Origin of the sequence: Burkholderia reimsis (genome assembly GCF_003294055.1) — a bacterium.
GTDB classification, from domain to species: domain Bacteria; phylum Pseudomonadota; class Gammaproteobacteria; order Burkholderiales; family Burkholderiaceae; genus Burkholderia; species Burkholderia cepacia.
Genome location: NZ_QMFZ01000074.1, coordinates 1 through 20268 on the forward strand (window position 1 = coordinate 1; position 20268 = coordinate 20268).

Here is a 20268-nt window from a genome sequence, read left to right on the forward strand (position 1 = left end):
CGCAGCAGGATGGACGTACGGCTCATTACGTCTACGACCGGCACGGCAACCTGACCGGGCTGCAGGACCCGGAAGGGCACCGCTGGGAGCGTTACTACGACAGCAAGGGGCGTGTCACCGAGGCGCTTGACCCACTCGGCAGGGTCACGAAGTACGAATACGATCGCGCTGGACTGCCAGTCGCGATTACCGATCCGAAGGGCGGCACGAAGAAGATTGCATGGCAGCCGGATGGGCAGATCTCCAGCTATACGGACTGTTCAGGCAAGACCGCGACGTGGAAGTACGACGAACGCGGACAACTCGTCGAGGCGAAAAACGCGGCCGGCGAGACGACGCGCTACGGTTACGAGAACGGGCAACTTGCCTGGGTGACGCGCCCTGCGGGTCTGCGCGACACGTATGCGCGCGACGCGGAGGGCCGTCTGCTCGAGCACGTCGACGCGCTGAACCGGTCGACGCGCTACAGCTATACGGCGGCGGGCCTCGTTGCGAAGCGGACGAACGCGCGCGGCGACTCGCTCGAATACGCGTGGAACCCGCTCGGCCAGATTGTGACGCTGCGAAACGAGAACGGACGGGAGTACCGGTTCGGATACGACAAGGCGGCGCGCCTGACAAGCGAGACGGATTTCGACGGACGGGAGACGTGGTATTACCGCGCGGCGGGCAGTGGCCTCGTGACCAACCGTCTGTATGGCGGCGTCATGCAGGCGTTCGAATACGACGCGATGGGACGGCTTGAACGTCGGCGCGGCTGGCCCGCCCAGTTCACCGATCGGGGACAGGTCTTCCTGAATCCGCAGGGCGAGGTGAAGGTCGAGAGTGAGTCGTTCCAGTACGACGGCCTGGGCCGCCTGCTGCAGGCGGTCAACGATCAGTCGCGTGTGCGGCGCTTCTACGACCCGGTCGGCAACCTGAGTTTCGAGCACCTGAACGTGCCCGTCGACGGCGAGGACTACGAGTTCGTCTGGCGGCACGAGTACGACGAGGTGGGTGCGCGCACTGCCACGACGCGTCCGGACGGCCGACGGCTCGAATGGTTGACCTACGGCTCAGGCCATGTGCACGGACTCATGCTCGATGGAAAGACGATAGCCAACTTCGAGCGCGATGACGCACACCGCGAGACGGTGCGTGAGCTTGGCAACGGGTTGAAGCAGGCAACGGAGTACGACCAGGCGGGAAGGCTTGCGCGGCAGACCTTACAGGGCACGGGCGGCAAGGTGATGGAGCGCCGTTACCAGTACGACACGACAGGGCAGCTCGTCCAGATTGCCGATATGCAGCGCGGCGAGATCCAGTACACGTACGATCCCGTCGGACGGCTCACGCGTGCGCAGTCGTCGCTCGATGTCGAGACGTTCGCGTTCGATCCGGCCAGCAATATCGTGGAGTCGAAGGACCGCGACGAACACGGCATTGGTGTATTCGGCGGCGCGCGGTCCGCGCCGCTGCTGGACAACCTGCTGAAGGAGTACGCCGGTACGCACTTCGCGTACGACGAACAGGGCAACCTGACGGAGCGTACGCACAACGGCGAGCGCACGGTGTTCGGGTGGAGTAGTCTGGGCCGGATGGTGACGGCGAGCGACCGGCATATGCGCGCGACGTACACGTACGACGCGCTGGGCCGTCGCATCGCGAAGCTGATCGAGCCGCAGGTACCGTATCTGGCAGGGGCGGGAAGTGGCTGGCGGGATGCGGAGCGCCAGCGTCTGAAGCAGGAGCGCGGCTACGGTTTCACGCTGTACGGGTGGGATGGTGACACGCTCGCGTATGAGACGTCGTGGGAGAAGCGTGAGACCACTCACTATGTATACGAGCCGGGCAGTTTCACACCGCTGGTACAAGCCACGGGGTCGGCCGTACTGACCCGAGGCGACGTGCCGCCATTGACCGCTGTTGCGTACTATCATTGCGACCAGATCGGTACGCCGCAGGAAGTAACGGACGAGTCGGGCGAGGTAGCGTGGTCGGCACGCTACAAGGCGTGGGGCGAAGCGCGCGAAGTCATCAGTGAGGCGGCGCGCAAGGCTGGAATCACGAACCCGCTGCGCTTTGCAGGGCAGTACTTCGATTCCGAGACGGGTCTGCATTACAACCGCAACCGATACTACGATCCCAGCTCAGGGCGCTTCGTATCGAAAGACCCGATCGGCCTTGCAGGTGGCATCAACGTTTACCAATATGGGCTCAATCCAATCGCTTGGACTGACCCGCTAGGTCTCGCCGGCGACGAAACATTGAAGCCGGGCCCCTTTGCGACGGAATCCATACCGGCACGAGGACCGGAACGTAACTTCACTTTGGAAGAAAGGCAGCAGATCAACACGATCGGGTATCGCGACGGCTGCCATACTTGTGGTTCTAAAGATCCTGGTACAAAGAGCGGGGACTTTATTCCCGATCACCAAACTCCGAACGCGCTGAACGAGCAGGGAAAGCCCCAACGCCTGTATCCTCACTGCAAGCGGTGCAGCCTCAAACAGGCTGGCCAAGTCACACAAGCAAAGAGGAGGAACGGTCAATGAACAAGTACGCTATTTCAGACTGGATCAACAGCTCAGGTGGGCCACTTGTAGTGATGGAAGAAGCAAAGGCACCGCTATGGAATGGCTCGAGTGGGAACCCCTCTGATTTCGACCTGTCTTGCCAGCCTGCCGACTATGCCGGCAGGCTGGCAGTGCACGGGGCAGACGTGCTCGTCTTGGGCGACGAGCCGCTGCAAACCGCGGTCGCAACATCTGACAGCCAGCAACTAATCGTTCGCTGGAAGTGGGCGGATAGTGAAGCTGATGTGTTGACCGCAATCGAGAAAATCGACTTCGGCGCAATCAACATTATTGAGGAGTTGACGATCAATTGGATCAACCAGCCACTGGTGGTATTCGATGCCGCTGACACATTTGATCCTGCGCAATGCCTGAGGCTCTCAACGCATCGGGGCGCCAACCAAGTGTCAACGTTCATCTACCAACCGACGTCGAGGACATCATTACTGGTGCACTCTATCGTTGCCGTTTAGCCATAGACTGGGCTGCATTACAACCGGCATCGGTACTATGATCCGAGCAGTGGGCGGTTCGTCAGCAAGGACCCAATCGGCCTGGCAGGCGGGATCAACGTTTATCAATACGTGCCCAACCCGGTCGAGTGGGTCGATCCATTTGGTTTGGCGAAGAAGCCACCGTCATCATTCGCATTGCCGGACGGGGACGGTGCCACCAACGAGGAAATGGCTGCGAGTCGCATAGGCGGAGGTAGTCGAGCTGGCCAAGCTGCCTGCCGCGAGCGCTTACTCGCGGCAAACAAGACAGGCATCTACAAATGTTGGCGATGCGGACATACGTCAACGAATCCCAATGACATGCATTTGGGGCATAGGAACGTCGCTACTGCAAGTGGTGGGAACCTGTCCGACGCAAACGTCGCTCTTGAAGGAGCATCTTGCAATTTGAGTGCAGGCAGTAGTGGCTATGTGAAGGAAGGTATGTCTTGCGTTGAACGCGGAAGCTGTGGAGCACCATATGGACGCTGAGAAAGAACGTTGTCTGGTAAATGTGTATGCGGGGCACAACGATGCGGGCCCCGTCTATGAGGAGCTTCCCGCTTTGTCTATTGGAGACGGCTCCTACGAATTGCTCTCGTCGCCCGGACTCGCACTGAATCTCGCGAAGGGCGATTTGATCCGCATAGCTGACACTGATCGGCCAGCTACCGTCTTGAGGCGAGGTGGGAACTTTTGTGTCCAAATTTATGCCGACGAGATCCCCCGGGGGGAGGTGGAACGGCTGGAGCGTGAAGTTGGCCAAGAGCTAGCTGGCAGCTTGGATGGTGTGAACGGCGGAAACCTTGCACTATCGGTCCCGTCGACCAATGGTATCGAGGCAATTAATCGTTTCTTCGACGAATTTAAGGAACGAACGGGGATCGAATGGTACTACGCGAACGTCTACAAAAATTTTGAGGACCCTAGCGACGAGACGCTTCTTGATTGGTGGCTGAAAAGATAGCTCCGCCTTGACGGCCGCTGAGCAAAATGGGTAATCGCTTCGCACGGGGCCGCACGCCGACGAACGGTTCGAGCGGCTCCTACGCGAGCGTGGGCGAACACCGCACGGCAATCATCCGTATTTCGTAGATTCGCCTGTCTATAAGGGAGCGAGGATGATGGGCGGCGGTGGCCCGACAGAGCCGTGCCGATTCCGCAGACGGGATTACATCAAGGGTTCGTCTGACGGCGGTGGTTGAACCGGCGTTGCTACCGAGCCAATCGCAGATGCGGAAACGCTGGGCGCTTCAGTATACGAAGCAACTGCTGCAGGTATCGGGATGGGCGCAGGGGGGGCGGCCGACATTGCAGCGGCGAGCCCGGCGGCTGCACCCACGGCGGGCGTGGGCGCTGGCACTGGCGCCGGTGGCACAAGCGACGCCCGATATTTGTCGATTAGGTCATCGATGATCTCGAAGCACAGGCATTCGTCGTGCCCATCGCCCATGTAAGCGCCGCGCTGAGCCATGCCGGCGACCCGGAAGCGACCGTCCGTGAAAGGTCCGCCACTGTTACCGGGACGAATGCTACCAGCGCCCGAGATGGTGAAACTGTTCATTCCGGCGTGTGGTGTAGTCCTGTTCAGCACTTTCTGATCGTTGAAATCCGGCAGGTTCCACTGTTTCCAGGCTGGGTAGCCGATCAAGATGCCCTGCGCGCCGGACTCGATCGGATTGTCCATTGCAGAGAAGTAACGGTGCTGAGGCGGATGGTCGAAAGCGAGGAGCGCCAGATCCATCTGAGCGTTGCGATAGAGAATCTTCGCCGGCCACTTCTGATGTGTGTCTGGCTTGACGAGGTTCAGCGTCTTGTTGACCAGTTCCACGTCCTCGTAATCCATCTCGACTTCGAAGTGACCGACGTTCGCTTTCCCCTCAAAAACGTGATCGCACGTGATCAGTAGATTCAACTCGCGGTAGACAAACGCGGTTCCTTGCCCCATGGGAATATCGTCCGTGACGCCAGCTGCCGACTGATAGTCTCCCAGCCATTCCACAACGAAACATGCGTCGCGCGCCGTCTCTTTGTCTCGCACTAATGGTTGCACCGGCAGGCGCGGGGCGGTAAATGGCCCGGCGGCATGCGCCGCGAGGACAGCGTCGTTGTAGCGCTCGGCGAGCCGGGTGTAGATCAGATCGTCCTTGCCTCGGACCATCCGCAGGTAGAGCAACTTGCCCCACAGAATGTTTTTCAGTTTCGGCAGCCGTCCGCGACGCATCTGACGCTTCCAAGGCTTTTTCTCGTACGGCCCGGTGGTGGCTTTCTCGACGCGTTCGGACCATGCCTTTTCGGCCGCGTCGTAGCCGTACTTCTCCCACGCATGCAAGGCTCCACGAATGCGATCGATAAACCGCCTGGGAACGTTGGGAAATCGATTGATCGTAAGCCCCGTGACCTCCATCCGACGGCTACGATCGCGCAACCGGGTCTTAGCAGGGTTGATCTTGAAATTGTGCTTCGTGATGACGCCATGTAATTCCGTTCCGATCAGCAGATCACCGTCTTCATCGACGTGGCAGATTGCTGCCGGCAGTCGAGAGGTCTTTCGAACGGGAAAGGAAAACGTGATGTCGTCGGCGTAGCGGGAATAGCGCGCGAAGCTTCGGCGAGCCAAGTCAGTCAGGTCCCGATCCAATGACCGGCACACGAGATTCGAAAGTAACGGCGAGGTCGGCGCGCCTTGCGGCAGCACCTTGTCGAGCGTGCAGATGTGAGCGATGACTGTCGCGACCTGATGCGAGCAGTTAAACGGGTGTTTCTCAAGTACACCGCGCACCCGGTAGAACGAGATGTTCGGAAAAAAGTCTTCGAGGTCGATGTTGAAGACGTGGTGGACCTTCGGCGAGCAATGCACCTGCGCGTTCGTCAAGATGCTGCGCTTTGACACGAAGCCATGGACCGCAGGTTTGAGGGGGCCGGATCGATCTAGGAGGAACTTTAAGGTCCGCTGCTGAATGATTTTCAGGCGGTTGCGCGGTTCGAAGATCACGCGATCGGTGCCGTCCCGCTTCTTAATCGTGAAGCGCTTATACGGCGGACGGGGGTAGACGATCTCTTTCAGCGTGCTATACGGGATGCCGAGGATGCGTCTGGAGAACCAGGCGGGGTTGTTGCGGACAAGGCTCTCGATAATTTCATCTATGCTTGCCACGATAGCCATGTCACCCCGCAGGTGTTCCTTGTTTTTTGGACGCCGCCCCCTTCGTCTTTCTCCTGTATCTCCGATCATCGCTGCAACATTGCAATTCGTGATCAGCGTACGGCGCGGGGTTACCTCGTGGGGAGCCTACGTTAACGCGGGCCCGGTTAAGCTCCGTAAGGGGGCGGCAGTCGATTTTAAGCGCGTGCGCCAAGGAAGTGCAACGTTATGCTGCGTTTTGTGTGCCCAGCAGGCCGGCGACTTTGCGCGTCTTGCCGTCGAGGACGAGAGTGCGTTGTTGAAGATCGAAATGTTCGGCGCGCCTATGCTAACCCGAGGCCGGTGAGATAGTCAGCGTAATGCTGCATCATGTCCCGCCTCTGTTTCAGGTATGCGGCTTTGTTGTACGTTCCTGCAACCTTGTTTTTCTGGACGTGGGCAAGTTGTCGCTCAACATGCTTCTCTTCGAAGTCCTCCTCATGGAGATAGGTCGAGGCGGTGCCTCGTGCACCGTGAGCTGTAAAACCAATGCTGTTCGCACCGGCGAAGCCCATGTATTCCAGTGCGCGATTGATTGTAGTGGCGCTCATGCAGCGTGTTTCGTCGCGGCGGTTTGGAAATAGCCAATTTGTGCTTCCAGTCAGCTGTTCCAACTCCTTGAGCAATTCGACTGCCTGCGACGAAAGCGGAACGACGTGAGGCAAGCGACGCTTCATTCGCTCGGCTGGAATCGTCCAAAGGGCGTTTTCCAAGTCGAACTCGTGCCACGATGCCGCGCGAAGTTCGATTGTCCGCACGAACGTCAGCAGGAGAAGTTGGATTGCGATGACGGTGGCTCGATTGCCGTTGTATCGATTCAGCTCCGAAATGAGTCGACGAACTTCTTCCGTATCAAGTACGCGGTTGTTCTTTACGGGAGGTTTCGCGACGGCATCGGACAGCTTGAATCCCGCGGCGGGATTGCTATCGCAGCGACCACTGGCAATTCCAAGGCGGAAGACGGCCGAACACCATTGCTTGAGAAGCACGGCGACTGACGGGGCGCCGGTGGTTTTCCGCTCTTTCCCCGACTTCTTGGTTCGTGATCCGACGCTTCGGACAAGTGCAAAGATGTCCGCGCTCGTGACCGAGCGAAGCGGGCGCTTGCCGATCTCCGCATCCCGAATGTAGCGAGCGGTGAATCGCTCGACCTGATCAAGGTAGTACTCAGACCACTTCGAACGGTTCAATTCGATCCATTCCGACGTGACGCCCCAAAACGTCGTAGCCTGCTCGGCCTTCGTCTGGGCTACCTGCTGTTGGTCGTGCGCCTTCGGATGGATGCCCGCTTTTACCAATTTCTCTGCGGCAGCTCTTCGTTCGCGCGCTTCGGAGAGTCCGACCTCCGGCCAGCGGCCGATCTGGTAAGTGCAGTCTTTGTCGTCGAGGCGGTAAGCCCAGGACCAGCTCTTGGTTCCGACCTTGCTGACGTGAAGCGAAAGGCGATTCAGATCGGACAGCTTGTACGGTCTGTCTTTCGGCTTGGCTGCATTGATCATGGAGGCCGTGAGGGCCTTGGTGGTTTTCATGGGGTGAATTCGCAGGAATTTCACCCCATTTTACTGGACATGGCTGGATGGCGACAGACCGGCATGACAGCGAAGCCCCTAGCTACCAAGAGTTCTGGACAATCATGCACATGGCTGGACACGAATGCTAGTTATCGATCATGAGCAGCATGGTCAGTCTCCGGTCAGAAGTCGCTATCGAGGCCGTCCTGGACCTGTTCGGCCGCACGCAGCACCGCGCGCGCCTTGTTCTCGGTCTCTTGCCATTCGGATTCGGGCACCGAATCCGCGACGACCCCGGCCGCCGCTTGCACATACAGGTTGCCGTTGTGGATCAGGCCCGTGCGGATCGCGATCGCGAGATCCATCTCGCCCGAGAACGACAGGTAGCCGACGGCGCCGCCGTACAACCCGCGCTTGACCGGCTCGAGCTCGTCGATCAGTTCCATCGCGCGCACCTTCGGCGCGCCGGACAACGTGCCCGCCGGGAACGTCGCGCGCAGCACGTCGTAGTTCGTCATCCCGGGTTTCAGCTTGCCTTCGACCGAGCTGACGATGTGCTGCACGTGCGAGTATTTCTCGATGACCATCTTGTCGGTCACCTGCACCGAGCCGATCTCCGCGATGCGGCCGACGTCGTTGCGCGCGAGGTCGATCAGCATCACGTGCTCGGCGATTTCCTTCGGATCGTTGAGCAGTTCGGTCGCGAGTTCCGCATCGCGCTCGGGCGTGTTGCCGCGCGGGCGCGTGCCGGCGAGCGGACGGATCGTGACGATCTGGTCTTCGCCGCGCTTCTCCTGGCGCACGAGGATTTCCGGCGACGCGCCGACCACGTGGAAATCGCCGAAGTTGTAGTAGTACATGTACGGCGACGGGTTCAGCGAACGCAGCGCACGATACAGCGACAGCGGATTGTCGCGGTACGGCTTCGTCAGCCGCTGACCGACCTGGATCTGCATCAGCTCGCCGGCCGCGATGTATTCCTTCGCCTGGCGCACGGCGGCCAGATAGTCGTCTTTCTTGAACTCGCGGAAGGTTTCGGTGCGCACGCTCGCCGACGTGACGGGCGGCTGCACGGTCGTGCGCAGGCGCTGTTTCAGTTCGCGCAGGCGCTGTTTGGCCTTCGTATAGGCTTCGGCCTGGCTCGGGTCCGCGTAGATGATCAGGTACAGCTTGCCGGCGAGGTTGTCGATGACCGCGACTTCCTCGGTCAGCAGCAACTGGATGTCGGGCAGGCCGAGATCGTCGCGCGGCGCGGTGTTCGCGAGCTTCTTCTCGATGTAGCGCACCGCGTCGTAGCCGAAATAACCGGCGAGACCGCCGCAGAAGCGCGGCAGGCCCGGGCGCTGCGCGACCTTGAAGCGCGCCTGGAACGATTCGATGAACTGGAACGGGTCACCGTCATGCGTCTCGACGACCTGGCCGTCGCGCACGACTTCCGACACGCCGTTACGGGTGCGGACGAGCGTGCGGGCCGGCAGGCCGATGAACGAGTAGCGGCCGAAGCGTTCGCCGCCGACCACCGATTCCAGCAGGAACGAGTTGGCGCCCGCGCGTTCGGGCTGGGCCAGCTTCAGGTAGAGGGACAGCGGCGTTTCGAGATCGGCGAGGGCTTCCGCGATCAGCGGGATGCGGTTGTAGCCTTCGTTCGCGAGCGATTGGAATTCGAGTTCGGTCATGTTCCGGTCCTGTTCGGGACGAGCGGCGCGTGCGCCAGGGATCACTTGACGCTGCGCGGGTTGCCGTCGGCGAAAGGGCGGTCGATCGAGAAGTGCCTGTTGCCGGCCGGCACTCCGGGCGTGAACGTCGCGAGCCTGCGGCCGATCCTGAACGCAAGCGTTCGGACGCGGTGGAACTCGAGGTGGTGCGACGGTCGGCGCGCGGATGCGCAGCGAGATAAAAAACGGCGCTGAAGACGTGCTTCAGCGTACCTCATCGAAGAGGTTAGCGCGACCAGCGACGCCAGGGCCAGGCTCCCCGGTCGATGCTGCTCAGACTCCGTTTTTTATTCAGAAACATGCGGATGGAAGAAATAATCAGATGGTTGGCCGGCCGGTGTTGTGCGCAGCAATTGCGCGAGCTGCGACCAGCAACGAATCGACTATACCATCCGAATTTATCGTTTGTATAGCTTTGCCGTGGTTGTAGCCGTACGGCACAGTCAGCGTCGCCATCCCGGCCGCGCGGCCGGCCAGCGCATCGTTTTCCGAGTCGCCGATCGCGACTGCCGCATCCGGCGCGACGCCGAGCGCGCTGCAGGCCGTCAGCATCGGCAGCGGATCGGGCTTCTTGCGCGCGACGCTGTCGCCGCCGAGCACGACGCCGAAGCAATCGGCCAGCCCGTATTGCTCGAGCAGTTCGACGGCGAAGCGATGCGGCTTGTTCGTCACGCACGCGAGCCGGATGCCGGCCGCACGCAACGCGTCGAGGCCGGCGGCTACGTCCGGATAAAGGCGCGTGTGGCGGCCGTTGATCTTCGCGTATTCGGTCTGGTAGATCGCCAGTGCATCGTCGAAGCGCGCGTGCGCTTCGTCGGCCGGGAAGCGCGGTTTCAGCACGCTCTGGATCAGGTGTTCGGAGCCCTTGCCGACGTAGCCGATCACCTCGTCACGCGACGTGGCCGGCGCGCCGAGCTGCTCGAGCATCCCGTTCAGGCCGGCCGTGAAATCGTCGGCCGTGTCGACCATCGTGCCGTCGAGATCGATCAGCGCCGCGTCGATGCGCGGCGCGGCGAAGCGGATCGGGGCGGCTTCAGTTGCGGCCCCTGCCGGCGCCTGGCCGGCGAGCGACGAATCGGCCACGGCGTCAGCTCCGCTCGACGGTAGCGAGCGCGGCGCGCATCTCGTCGATCACCTTGCGGTAGTCGGGCTTGCCGAAGATCGCCGAACCCGCGACGAAGGTGTCGGCCCCGGCCGCCGCGATTTCCGCGATGTTGTCGGCTTTTACGCCGCCGTCGACTTCGAGCAGGATCTCGCGGCCGGTGCGCTCGGTGTACGCGTCGATGCGTGCGCGTGCTTCGCGCAGCTTGTTCAGCGTTTCCGGGATGAACGACTGGCCGCCGAAGCCCGGGTTGACCGACATCAGCAGCACGAAGTCGAGGCGATCCATCACGTGATCGAGGTAGTTCAGCGGCGTCGCCGGATTGAACACGAGACCGGCCTTGCAGCCGTGGTCGCGGATCAACGACAGCGTGCGGTCGATGTGATCGGAGCCTTCCGGGTGGAAGCTGATCAGGTTGGCACCGGCCTTCGCAAAATCGGGCACGATCCGGTCGACCGGGCGCACCATCAGGTGCACGTCGATCGGCACCTGCACGTGCGGGCGGATCGCTTCGCACACGAGCGGGCCGATCGTCAGGTTCGGCACATAATGGTTGTCCATCACGTCGAAGTGGATCCAGTCGGCGCCGGCAGCGACGACGTTGCGGACTTCTTCGCCGAGCCGTGCGAAATCGGCCGACAGGATGCTGGGAGCGATACGGAATTGGGTCATGGCAGGGGAGCGGAGACGTTGCGGCGCAAAACCGTCATTCTACCGTCCGGCGACCCGGTGCGCGGCGGCGGGCCGTGCGGCCGAGGCCCGATTGCGCATAGAATGCCGAACCAATGCGGCGCGCCCGCGGCCCCGTTGCCCATGCCGGCACGGACAGTCACCTTCCACCGGAAACATCACGAGTCAGTATCAGTTCACCGTTTCGGTGAAAACCAGCTACTTGCCGGAACAATCCGACCCCGATCGCCGTCAATACGCATTCGCGTACACGCTGACGATCCGCAACACGGGACAAGTCGCGGCGCAGCTGATCGCGCGTCACTGGATCATCACGGACAGCGAGAACCACGTGCAGGAAGTGAAGGGGCTCGGCGTCGTCGGGCACCAGCCGCTGCTGCAGCCGGGCGAGCACTTCGAATACACGAGCTGGGCCGTGATCGCGACGCCGGTCGGCACGATGCGGGGCGCGTACTTCTGCGTGGCGGAAGACGGCGAGCGTTTCGAGGCGCCGGTCGACGAGTTCGCACTCCACATGCCGCGCACGCTGCATTGAGCGTGCGAAGCGCGTCAGCGCGGCTGGCGGTCGTTGTTGCCGCGGGCGTGCTTCTTTCTGCCCGACGACGTCCACACGACGATGAAGATCAGCAGGGCAAGCGCTACGAAGGCTTCGAGCGCAAAGATGAGCATCGGATATTGGTCGAGAAAATCTGACATGGCGGTTTCCATCAAGAACGGACATTGTATGTGGTTTGGGCCCCGGTTGGCCGGGTGGGCGGCAGCGGTCGCGGCGGCGGCGCTGCTCGCGGCGTGCGGCGGCACGCCGACGCGGACTTCGTCGCTGAAGCCGCCGACCGGCGCGGCGATCATGCCGGGGCAGGTCGCCGCGAAGCGACTCACGCCGGTCGCGTGGCAGCAGGTGCCGGGTTGGCAGGATGATTCGCTGATCGGCGCGACGGCCGCATTGCGGCAGAACTGCGTGCGGCTCGCGCGCCAGCCGGCCTGGCAGCGTGCGTGTGCGGCTGCCGACCGGCTCGACGAGCTTGACGTCAGCAGTGCGCGGGCATTCTTCGAAACGTATTTCACGCCGTTCCAGTTCGCGAACACCGACGGTACGCTCGACGGGCTGGTGACCGGCTATTACGAGCCGCTGCTGCATGGTTCGCGCGTGCGTCGTGGCCCGTATCAGTACGCGCTGTACCGCTGGCCGGCCGGTTATCGCGCGGGCGCCGCGCTGCCGGCACGCGCGCAGCTCGAACGCGCCGGCATCCTGAATGGCAACGAACTCGTGTGGGTCGACGACCCGATCGAGGCGTTCTTCCTGCAGGTGCAGGGCTCGGGGCGCGTGTTGCTCGACGACGGTTCGGTGATGCGGGTCGGCTTCGGCGGCACCAACAACCAGCCGTACCGTTCGATCGGCAAGTGGCTGCTCGATCGCGGCGAACTGACACCCGCCCAGGCGACGATGCAGGGCATCAAGGCGTGGGCGAAGGCGAATCCGAATCGCGTCGACGCGTTGCTCGACACGAACCCGCGGTTCGTGTTCTTCCGCGACATGCCGACCAAGGAGGATGCGCCGCACGGCGGCGCGGACGGCCCGATCGGCGCGCTCGGCGTGCCGCTGACGCCGGAACGCTCGATCGCGGTCGACCCGTCGTCGATCCCGCTCGGCACGCCGGTGTTCCTGCAGACCACGCGCCCGCTGACGAATACGCCGATGAACCGGCTCGTGTTCGCGCAGGATACGGGCTCCGCGATCAAGGGCGGCGTGCGGGCCGACTATTTCTGGGGGCTCGGCGACGACGCAGGCGATCAGGCCGGGCGGATGAAGCAGGTCGGCCGGATGTGGCTGCTGTTCCCGAACTCGTGACTTGAGGCGGCCCGGGTTGTCCGGGCCGCCGCTGCCGATGCATCGGAGGGTGCACTCGTGGGCGCGATGGAGTGTGTGGGGCGTGTCGCGCTGATTGCGAGGGCGCCACGTGCGGCGTCAGTTTTCGTGACGCGCCTTTCGCCTCGACGGATGCCCCACAGGCGGCCCGGAATGAAACAGCCCGATCGGCGTTGGCCGATCGGGCTGTTTCATTTGCAACCGCAGATTCACCGCACGTCGTGCACGCGCGGCGATTGCCGTCAGCCCTTGCGCTTGTCGACGACGCGTCGCGCCTTGCCGACCGAACGCTCGATCCCGTTCACGGGCAGCACGTTGATTACGGCCGTCACACCGATCAGCGACTTGATGTCGTGTGCGAGCGCCTGTTTGGCCGCATGAATCGCCGCCGTATCGGGCGCAGTCTCCGGACAGGGCTCGACATTGAGCGTCAGCACGTCGAGCGGGCCTTCCTTCGTCAGTACGATCTGATAGTGCGGTGCGAGCGCGCGCTGCTTGAGCAACTGCTCCTCGATTTGCGTCGGGAACACATTGACACCGCGCACGATCATCATGTCGTCCGAACGCCCCGTGATCTTCTCCATCCGGCGCATCGTGCGGGCAGTGCCAGGCAGCAGCCGCGTGAGGTCGCGGGTGCGGTAGCGGACGATCGGCAGTGCCTCCTTCGTCAGCGACGTGAACACGAGCTCGCCGAGTTCGCCATCCGGAAGCACTTCGCCCGTTTCAGGGTCGATGATTTCCGGATAGAAGTGGTCCTCCCAGATGGTCGGGCCGTCCTTGGTCTCGACGCATTCGGACGCGACGCCGGGGCCCATCACTTCGGAAAGTCCGTAGATATCGACCGCGTCGATGCCCATCCGCTGCTCGATCGCGACGCGCATGTCGTTGGTCCACGGTTCCGCGCCGAAGATGCCGATGCGCAGCGAACTCTGCACGGGATCGAGACCCTGGCGCTCGATTTCGTCGGCGATCGACAGCATGTAGCTCGGCGTCACCATGATGATGTCGGGCCGGAAATCCTGGATCAGCTGCACCTGCTTTTCGGTCTGGCCGCCGCCGAACGGGATCACGGTCAGCCCAGCGCGTTCGGCGCCGTAGTGCGCACCGAGCCCGCCTGTGAACAGGCCGTAGCCGTAGCTCACGTGCACCTTGTCGCCGCGGCGCGCACCGGCAGCGCGGATCGAGCGTGCGACGAGATTCGCCCATGTGTCGATGTCGCCGGCCGTATAGCCGACGACCGTCGGCTTGCCGGTCGTGCCCGACGACGCATGGATGCGCGAGATCTGGTCCTGCGGCACCGCGAACATCCCGAACGGGTAACTGTCGCGCAGGTCGCTCTTCGTCGTGAACGGGAAGCGCGACAGGTCGGCGAGCGTCTTCAGGTCGTCCGGATGGACGCCCGCGTCGTCGAACTTGCGACGATAGACGGGAGAGTGGTCATACGCATGCCGGAGCGACCACTTGAGGCGTTCGAGCTGCAGCGCGGTCAGCTCGTCGCGTGAGGCGGTCTCGATCGGCTCGAGCGGTAGCGGGGTAGTCATGCATGTCTCCAGTGTTTGTTATGTGCGAGCCGTCGACGTCAGCGGTCTTCCGGGATGACCGTACCCTTGATCTGGGCGGATTTGCCGCGAAACATCGCGACGGTTTCTCCGGTCTGGTTCGTGACGCGGATGTCGTAGATCCCTTGGCGGCCGGCGCGTGCCTGCTCGATCGCCTCGGCCGTCAGCACGTCGTCGCCGTGCACGGGGCGCAGGAATTCGATCGAGCAGCCGGCCGCGACTGCGTTCACGTTGTACGAGTTGCATGCGAACGCGAACGTCGAATCGGCCAGCGTGAAGATGATCCCGCCATGGCAGGTCTGATGCCCGTTCAGGAATTCGGGCCGCACGCGCATTTGCAGGCGCGCGTAGCCGGCGCGTACTTCGGCGATTTCCATCCCGAACGCGCGGCTGCATGCGTCGGCGTCGTACATGGCTCGTGCGGCGGCACGGGCGAGCGAGTCGGGGTCGAGCGTGGCAGTGGCGTCCGTCATGTCAACGCCCCTCGAAGCGCGGCGCGCGCTTCTCGATGAACGCCTTCACGCCTTCCGCATAGTCGTACGACTGACCGAGCTTGCGCTGCAGGTCGCGTTCCTGGTCGAGTTGCTGGTCGAGCGTGTTCGTGACGCTGTCGCGCATCGATTGCTTGATCGATGCGATCGCGAGCGTCGGCTGCTGCGCAAGCTGGGTGGCGAGCTGGCGGACTGACGCAGCGAGGGTGTCGTCGTCGACCGCGCGCCAGATCAAGCCCCATTGCTCGGCCTGTTCGGCGCCGAGTTTGTCGCCGGTCAGCGCGAGCCCCAGCGCGCGTGCCATGCCGACGCGTTGCGGCAGGAACCATGTGCCGCCCGAATCGGGTACGAGCCCGATCTTGACGAAGGCCTGGATGAAACTGCTCGATCGGGCGGCGAACACGAGATCGCACGCGAGCGCGAGGTTCGCGCCGGCGCCGGCCGCGGTGCCGTTGACGGCGGCGATGACCGGAATCGGCAGACGCTGCAGGCGGCGGATCAGCGGATTGAAGTGCTCGTCGATCAGCGCGCCGAGGTCGGTGGACGCGCCCGGCGTGAAGTCGAGATCGGCCAGGTCCTGGCCCGCGCAGAAGCCGCGCCCCGCGCCAGTCAGGATCAGCGCGCGCGCACCGGCCGCTTCGACATCATCGAGTGCCGACTGCAGTTCGCGATGCATCGCCCGCGTAAAGCTGTTCAGCTTGTCGGGGCGGTTGAGGGTAATCGTGGCCACGTTCGAGGCGCGATCGATATCCAGCTGAATCGCCTGATAGGACATGCAGTGTCTCCTTCATGACTTCGTTATAGGCGCGCGGTGCGTGGGTTACACGCGTTCGATCGCGATCGCGATACCCTGGCCGACGCCGATGCACATCGTACAGAGCGCAAAGCGACCGCCCGTACGCTCGAGTTGGTGGAGGGCCGTGGTCACGAGCCGGGCGCCCGATGCGCCGAGCGGATGGCCCAGTGCGATTGCGCCGCCGTTCGGGTTCACGCGCGGATCGTCGTCGGCGACGCCGAGCATGCGCAGCACCGCCAGACCTTGCGACGCAAACGCCTCGTTCAGCTCGATCACGTCGAACTGGTCGATGGTCATCCCGAGCCGGGCGAGCAGTTTCTGCGTGGCGGGCGCGGGCCCGATGCCCATCACGCGCGGCGCGACGCCGGCCGTCGCCATTCCGACGACCCGTGCGCGGCGGCGCAGGCCGTACTGGTCCGCGGCCTGTGCATTGGCGAGCAGCAGCGCGCACGCACCGTCGTTGACGCCCGATGCGTTGCCGGCCGTTACCGAACCGTCCGGGCGCACGACGCCTTTCAGCTTCGCGAGCGCTTCGAGCGACGTTTCGCGCGGATGCTCGTCGCGCGAGACGACCACCGGATCGCCTTTCTTCTGCTGAATCGTGACTGCGACGATTTCCTCGGCGAGCGTGCCATCCTGCTGCGCACGCGCGGCCTTCTGCTGGCTGCGCAGCGCGAACAGGTCCTGGTCGGCACGGCTGACGTTGTAGTCGACCGCGACGTTCTCGGCCGTCTCCGGCATCGAATCGACGCCGTACAGCTGTTTCATCAACGGATTGACGAAGCGCCAGCCGATCGTCGTGTCGTAGATGTCGGCCTGGCGCGCGAATGCGCTCGCGGCCTTGCCCATCACGAACGGCGCGCGCGTCATGCTCTCGACGCCGCCCGCGATCATCAGGCGCGCCTCCCCGGCCTTGATCGCGCGCGCAGCAGTGCCGACCGCGTCCATCCCGGAGCCGCACAGGCGGTTCAGCGTCGTGCCGGGCACGTCGGTCGGCAGCCCCGCGAGCAGCGCGGACATGCGGGCGACGTTGCGGTTGTCCTCACCGGCCTGGTTCGCGCAGCCGTAGATCACGTCGTCGATCGCCGTCCAGTCGACGTCACGGTTGCGCTCCACGAGCGCCTTGAGCGGTACCGCGCCGAGGTCGTCGGCGCGGACATCTTTCAGGGCGCCGCCGTAGCGGCCGATGGGGGTGCGAATCGCGTCGCAGATATAGGCGTCTGTCATGGGCGTATCGATGAGCAACGAACCGGCCGGGTGGCGGATTCGTTCATGGTAGAGAACGTGGCGGCGTTTGCACGTCGACCATTCGGGTTATGCAGGTTGACCGGCTTCCGCGGGTGCCGCTTTCGGCGCAACATGGACACGGCTTTGCACAACGCGGAACCGGTTGGCGACGAATGCCGGATCCGCGAGCGCCGCGTTGGCTGCCGGGTTCGCGCCCGTGCCGTGGAAATCCGAGAACGCTGCCGACTGGTTCACGAACACGCCGCCGGTCAGGTTGATCGACAGCGCGACGCCGCCGCGCACCGCCGCGTCGTGTGCGGCGTCGACGATGGCTTCGTCGGTACTGTAGACGGAGAGCGTCAGCGCGCCATGTTCTGCCGCGATTTCACCGGCGAGATCGAGCGACTGCGCGGTCGAGTCGGTTGCGATCACGAACGAGATCGGGCCGAACCACTCCTGCGTGAATTTCTCGCGATCGGTCACGTCGAGTTGCAGCACGAGCGGTGTGCGCACGCGGGCATCGGGGAACGCGGGGTGCTGGAGGGTCAGGCTGTCGGCGAGCACGCGGCCGAGCTGGCGGGCGTCGTCGATGCGTGCGGTCACGCCTTCGTTCTGGATCGCGCCGATCAGTTCGACCGAGCGGGCCGGATCGCCGGTGAGTTTTTGTACCGCAACGGCGATTGCCTGTGCGACTTCGTCGAAGCTCGCATGGCCGTCCGCCGTCCGGATGCCGTCGCGCGGCACGTAGATGTTCTGCGGTGCCGTGCACATCTGGCCGGAGTACAGCGCCAGCGAGAACGCGATGTTCTTGGCGGTGGCCTTCAGGTCGTCGGTCGAGTCGATCACGATCTGGTTGACGCCTGCCTTCTCCGTATAGACCTGTGCCTGGTGGGCATGGCGCTCGAGCCACGTGCCGTTTTGCGTGCTGCCGGTGAAGTCGATCAGCTTGATCTCGGGGCGCAGCGCGAGATCCTGAACGAGTGTGCCGTCGTTGGGTTCGGTCGCGAGGAGCGTGACGACGTTCGGATCGAAGCCGGCTTCGCGCAGCACGTCGCGAGCGATCCGGACCGTGATCGCGAGAGGCAGGATCGCGCCCGGATGCGGTTTGACGATCACGGTGTTGCCGGTGGCCAGATCGGCGAACAATCCCGGGTAACCGTTCCAGGTCGGGAACGTGCAGCAGCCGAGTACCAGGCCGGTGCCGCGCGGGACGATCGTGTAGCGCTTGTGCATCGCGAGCGGCGGGTTCTTGCCTTGCGGCTTCTCCCAGTGCGCGTCGGCCGGAATGCGGCGCAGTTCGTCCCACGCATAGGCAACGGCCTCGAGCGCGCGATCCTGCGCGTGCGGGCCGCCGGCCTGGAATGCCATCATGAATGCCTGCCCCGTGGTGTGCATCACGCTGTAGGCGATCTCGAAGCTCGCACGATTCAGGCGCGCGAGGATTTCGAGGCTTACGCCGATCCAGGCGCTCGGGCCGGCTTCACGCCATGAACGCTGCGCGGCGGCAGCGGCGGCGATCAGTTCGTCGGGCGTCGACTTCGGATACCGGATGCCCAATGCGATGCCGTACGGCGACCGTTCCGCGCCGACCGTTTCTCCGGACGCCGGCTGGTCGAGCGCGAACGTCTTGTCGAGGTAGGACTTGAACGCGGCCTCGCCATCTGCGTTCGCGCTTTCCCCGTACACTTTGGGGCTCGGCATTTCGGCGAACGGGCTCCAGTACCCGCGGCTCTCGATGGCGGCGAGTGCGTGCTTCAGCGTGTCTTCGTGCTTCGTGAACAGTGCATGGGTCATGGCGGCAGCCTGATGGACGATGAGAGGGGTTGGATCGATTAATTAACCGACCGGTTGGTCGGAGAATGGTAGCATCAAACTATTCGCATGTGCGAGGCGTTTCTCATTTCATTGATCGAGGAGAAATAGATGGCTTACGAGAACATCCTGGTGGAGACCCGGGGGCGTGTCGGGCTGGTTACGCTGAACCGTCCGAAGGCGCTGAATGCGCTGAACGATGCGCTGATGGATGAACTGGGTGATGCGCTGAAGGCATTCGATGCGGACGATGGCATCGGCGCGATCGTCGTGACCGGGAGCGAGAAGGCGTTCGCGGCTGGCGCGGACATCGGCATGATGGCGACCTATTCCTATATGGATGCCTACCGGGGCGACTACATCACACGTAACTGGGAGACGGTTCGCGAAATTCGCAAGCCGATCATTGCGGCGGTGTCGGGCTTTGCGCTGGGTGGCGGCTGCGAGCTGGCCATGATGTGCGACATCATCTTCGCGGCGGACACGGCCAAGTTCGGCCAGCCGGAAATCAAGCTGGGCGTCATGCCGGGGGCGGGCGGTACGCAGCGTCTGCCGCGCGCGGTGTCGAAGGCTAAGGCGATGGACATGTGCCTGACGGCCCGCTTCATGGATGCAGCCGAAGCGGAGCGTGCGGGGCTCGTGTCGCGTGTGCTGCCGGCTGACACGCTGCTCGACGAGGCGATTGCCGCCGCGGCGACGATCGCCGAGTTTTCGCTGCCGGCGGTCATGATGGTCAAGGAGTCGGTGAACCGTGCGTACGAGACGACGCTGGCCGAGGGCGTTCACTTCGAGCGCCGGCTGTTCCATTCGCTGTTCGCGACCGAAGACCAGAAGGAGGGGATGGCGGCATTCGTTGAAAAGCGGAAGCCGGTGTTCAAGCACCGCTGATTGAGCTGCCCGAGGTAGGTGGCCGGTGCCTGGCTGGTATCGGTTGTCGAACCCGGCCCACCGAGCCCCAGCCCCCGTGCGCGCCAGCGCACGGGGGCTTTTCAAAATATTTTCACAAAGGGCTTGCGTGGATGAGGGCGGGTGCTTAGAATCACGCCTCTTTCGCGCTAACGGAAACGCAGCGCGGGAGAGGGAAGCGAAGCCGGTGGTGTGCTGTAGTGATGGGCGCGCGGTTGGCTTGGAAGTTGAACCCCGCAGTCGCAACGATGTAGTGTAAAAAGTTGTTGACGAGCTGCGAAACACGGTTCATAATCTCGCTTCTCTGCTGCTGAAAACGCAGCGCTGCTGAGAAACACGAAGTTCCTCGCAGATTGCTC

The 20268-nt window shown here is 63.2% G+C and carries 17 protein-coding genes and 1 pseudogene; 7 read left to right on the plus strand and 11 right to left on the minus strand.

Features of this window, described 5'->3' with window-relative positions; genetic code table 11:
- The 4 genes and pseudogenes from DPV79_RS40195 to DPV79_RS40210 all read left to right on the plus strand — a co-directional run.
- Positions 1-2534, plus strand: a 2534-nt coding sequence (locus tag DPV79_RS40195; RefSeq protein ID WP_244321893.1) for an RHS repeat domain-containing protein, incomplete at its 5' end; no start/stop codon positions are given.
- Positions 2531-3028, plus strand: a complete 498-nt coding sequence (locus tag DPV79_RS40200) for an Imm21 family immunity protein (protein WP_113048028.1) — start codon at positions 2531-2533, stop codon at positions 3026-3028. The genes DPV79_RS40195 and DPV79_RS40200, both read left to right, overlap by 4 nt.
- A 6-nt stretch (positions 3029-3034) precedes the next feature.
- Positions 3035-3187, plus strand: a pseudogene (locus DPV79_RS43925) (RHS repeat-associated core domain-containing protein); the annotation flags it as partial.
- 343 nt (positions 3188-3530) lie between these two features.
- Positions 3531-4016, plus strand: a complete 486-nt coding sequence (locus DPV79_RS40210; protein WP_113048029.1) for a DUF4265 domain-containing protein — start codon at positions 3531-3533, stop codon at positions 4014-4016.
- Positions 4017-4220: 204 nt separating this feature from the next.
- On the opposite strand, the gene DPV79_RS40215 is transcribed toward DPV79_RS40210, so the two are convergent.
- The 5 genes from DPV79_RS40215 to rpe all read right to left on the minus strand — a co-directional run bounded on the left by DPV79_RS40215 (position 4221) and on the right by rpe (position 11233).
- Positions 4221-6215 carry a reverse transcriptase domain-containing protein gene (locus tag DPV79_RS40215; RefSeq protein WP_113048030.1) on the minus strand — a complete coding sequence of 665 codons (1995 nt, stop codon included), beginning with the start codon at positions 6213-6215 and terminating at the stop codon, positions 4221-4223.
- A gap of 302 nt (positions 6216-6517) precedes the next feature.
- Positions 6518-7762 (minus strand): tyrosine-type recombinase/integrase, encoded by a 1245-nt coding sequence (locus tag DPV79_RS40220; protein WP_113048031.1) that lies wholly within the window; start codon positions 7760-7762, stop codon positions 6518-6520.
- 164 nt (positions 7763-7926) lie between these two features.
- Positions 7927-9420, minus strand: coding sequence for an anthranilate synthase component I (trpE, locus tag DPV79_RS40225; RefSeq protein WP_042973047.1), 1494 nt, complete (start codon positions 9418-9420; stop codon positions 7927-7929).
- Between the two features lie 357 nt (positions 9421-9777).
- Entirely contained in the window at positions 9778-10542 is a 765-nt protein-coding gene (locus tag DPV79_RS40230) for a phosphoglycolate phosphatase (protein ID WP_113048032.1), read from the minus strand.
- A gap of 4 nt (positions 10543-10546) precedes the next feature.
- Complete coding sequence (gene rpe, locus DPV79_RS40235) at positions 10547-11233, minus strand: ribulose-phosphate 3-epimerase (RefSeq protein ID WP_006482066.1); 687 nt, start codon at positions 11231-11233, stop codon at positions 10547-10549.
- Between the two features lie 175 nt (positions 11234-11408).
- Between rpe and apaG the strand changes: the two genes are divergently transcribed.
- A complete protein-coding gene (gene apaG / locus DPV79_RS40240) occupies positions 11409-11786 on the plus strand; it encodes a Co2+/Mg2+ efflux protein ApaG (RefSeq protein ID WP_113048035.1) in 378 nt (125 codons plus the stop codon).
- Positions 11787-11867: 81 nt separating this feature from the next.
- On the plus strand, positions 11868-13100 hold the full coding sequence (mltA, locus tag DPV79_RS40245; RefSeq protein ID WP_048026376.1) for a murein transglycosylase A: 1233 nt from the start codon (positions 11868-11870) through the stop codon (positions 13098-13100).
- Positions 13101-13360: 260 nt separating this feature from the next.
- Here the strand turns inward: mltA and paaK are convergent, their stop codons facing one another.
- From paaK to paaN, 5 genes are all read right to left on the minus strand, one after another.
- Positions 13361-14659, minus strand: coding sequence for a phenylacetate--CoA ligase PaaK (gene paaK / locus DPV79_RS40250; RefSeq protein ID WP_059498650.1), 1299 nt, complete (start codon positions 14657-14659; stop codon positions 13361-13363).
- A gap of 38 nt (positions 14660-14697) precedes the next feature.
- Positions 14698-15150 (minus strand): hydroxyphenylacetyl-CoA thioesterase PaaI, encoded by a 453-nt coding sequence (gene paaI / locus DPV79_RS40255; protein WP_042973051.1) that lies wholly within the window; start codon positions 15148-15150, stop codon positions 14698-14700.
- Between the two features lies 1 nt (position 15151).
- Complete coding sequence (gene paaG / locus DPV79_RS40260) at positions 15152-15943, minus strand: 2-(1,2-epoxy-1,2-dihydrophenyl)acetyl-CoA isomerase PaaG (protein WP_021156977.1); 792 nt, start codon at positions 15941-15943, stop codon at positions 15152-15154.
- A gap of 45 nt (positions 15944-15988) precedes the next feature.
- Positions 15989-17191, minus strand: a complete 1203-nt coding sequence (pcaF, locus tag DPV79_RS40265; RefSeq protein ID WP_113048033.1) for a 3-oxoadipyl-CoA thiolase — start codon at positions 17189-17191, stop codon at positions 15989-15991.
- Positions 17192-17278: 87 nt separating this feature from the next.
- Positions 17279-18985 carry a phenylacetic acid degradation protein PaaN gene (paaN, locus tag DPV79_RS40270; protein ID WP_113048034.1) on the minus strand — a complete coding sequence of 569 codons (1707 nt, stop codon included), beginning with the start codon at positions 18983-18985 and terminating at the stop codon, positions 17279-17281.
- A 129-nt stretch (positions 18986-19114) separates the two neighbouring features.
- On the opposite strand from paaN, the gene DPV79_RS40275 reads away from it, so the two are divergent.
- Positions 19115-19891: an enoyl-CoA hydratase gene (locus tag DPV79_RS40275; protein ID WP_021156980.1), complete on the plus strand. Its 777-nt coding sequence runs from the start codon at positions 19115-19117 to the stop codon at positions 19889-19891.
- A gap of 151 nt (positions 19892-20042) precedes the next feature.
- Here DPV79_RS40275 and DPV79_RS43155 read toward each other — a convergent pair.
- The coding region (locus DPV79_RS43155) for a hypothetical protein (RefSeq protein ID WP_208866778.1) at positions 20043-20268 on the minus strand (226 nt) is incomplete at its 5' end.

Bases quoted from the DNA above. Each gene is read 5' to 3' on its own strand.
- paaG (WP_021156977.1), bottom strand. From the start codon at position 15,943: ATGTCCTATCAGGCGATTCAGCTGGATATCGATCGCGCCTCGAACGTG.
- paaN (WP_113048034.1), bottom strand. From the start codon at position 18,985: ATGACCCATGCACTGTTCACGAAGCACGAAGACACGCTGAAGCACGCA.
- rpe (WP_006482066.1), bottom strand. From the start codon at position 11,233: ATGACCCAATTCCGTATCGCTCCCAGCATCCTGTCGGCCGATTTCGCA.
- DPV79_RS40210 (WP_113048029.1), top strand. From the start codon at position 3,531: ATGGACGCTGAGAAAGAACGTTGTCTGGTAAATGTGTATGCGGGGCAC.
- pcaF (WP_113048033.1), bottom strand. From the start codon at position 17,191: ATGACAGACGCCTATATCTGCGACGCGATTCGCACCCCCATCGGCCGC.
- DPV79_RS40220 (WP_113048031.1), bottom strand. From the start codon at position 7,762: ATGAAAACCACCAAGGCCCTCACGGCCTCCATGATCAATGCAGCCAAG.
- paaK (WP_059498650.1), bottom strand. From the start codon at position 14,659: ATGACTACCCCGCTACCGCTCGAGCCGATCGAGACCGCCTCACGCGAC.
- DPV79_RS40215 (WP_113048030.1), bottom strand. From the start codon at position 6,215: ATGGCTATCGTGGCAAGCATAGATGAAATTATCGAGAGCCTTGTCCGC.
- trpE (WP_042973047.1), bottom strand. From the start codon at position 9,420: ATGACCGAACTCGAATTCCAATCGCTCGCGAACGAAGGCTACAACCGC.
- DPV79_RS40200 (WP_113048028.1), top strand. From the start codon at position 2,531: ATGAACAAGTACGCTATTTCAGACTGGATCAACAGCTCAGGTGGGCCA.
- DPV79_RS40275 (WP_021156980.1), top strand. From the start codon at position 19,115: ATGGCTTACGAGAACATCCTGGTGGAGACCCGGGGGCGTGTCGGGCTG.
- mltA (WP_048026376.1), top strand. From the start codon at position 11,868: ATGAAGATCAGCAGGGCAAGCGCTACGAAGGCTTCGAGCGCAAAGATG.
- paaI (WP_042973051.1), bottom strand. From the start codon at position 15,150: ATGACGGACGCCACTGCCACGCTCGACCCCGACTCGCTCGCCCGTGCC.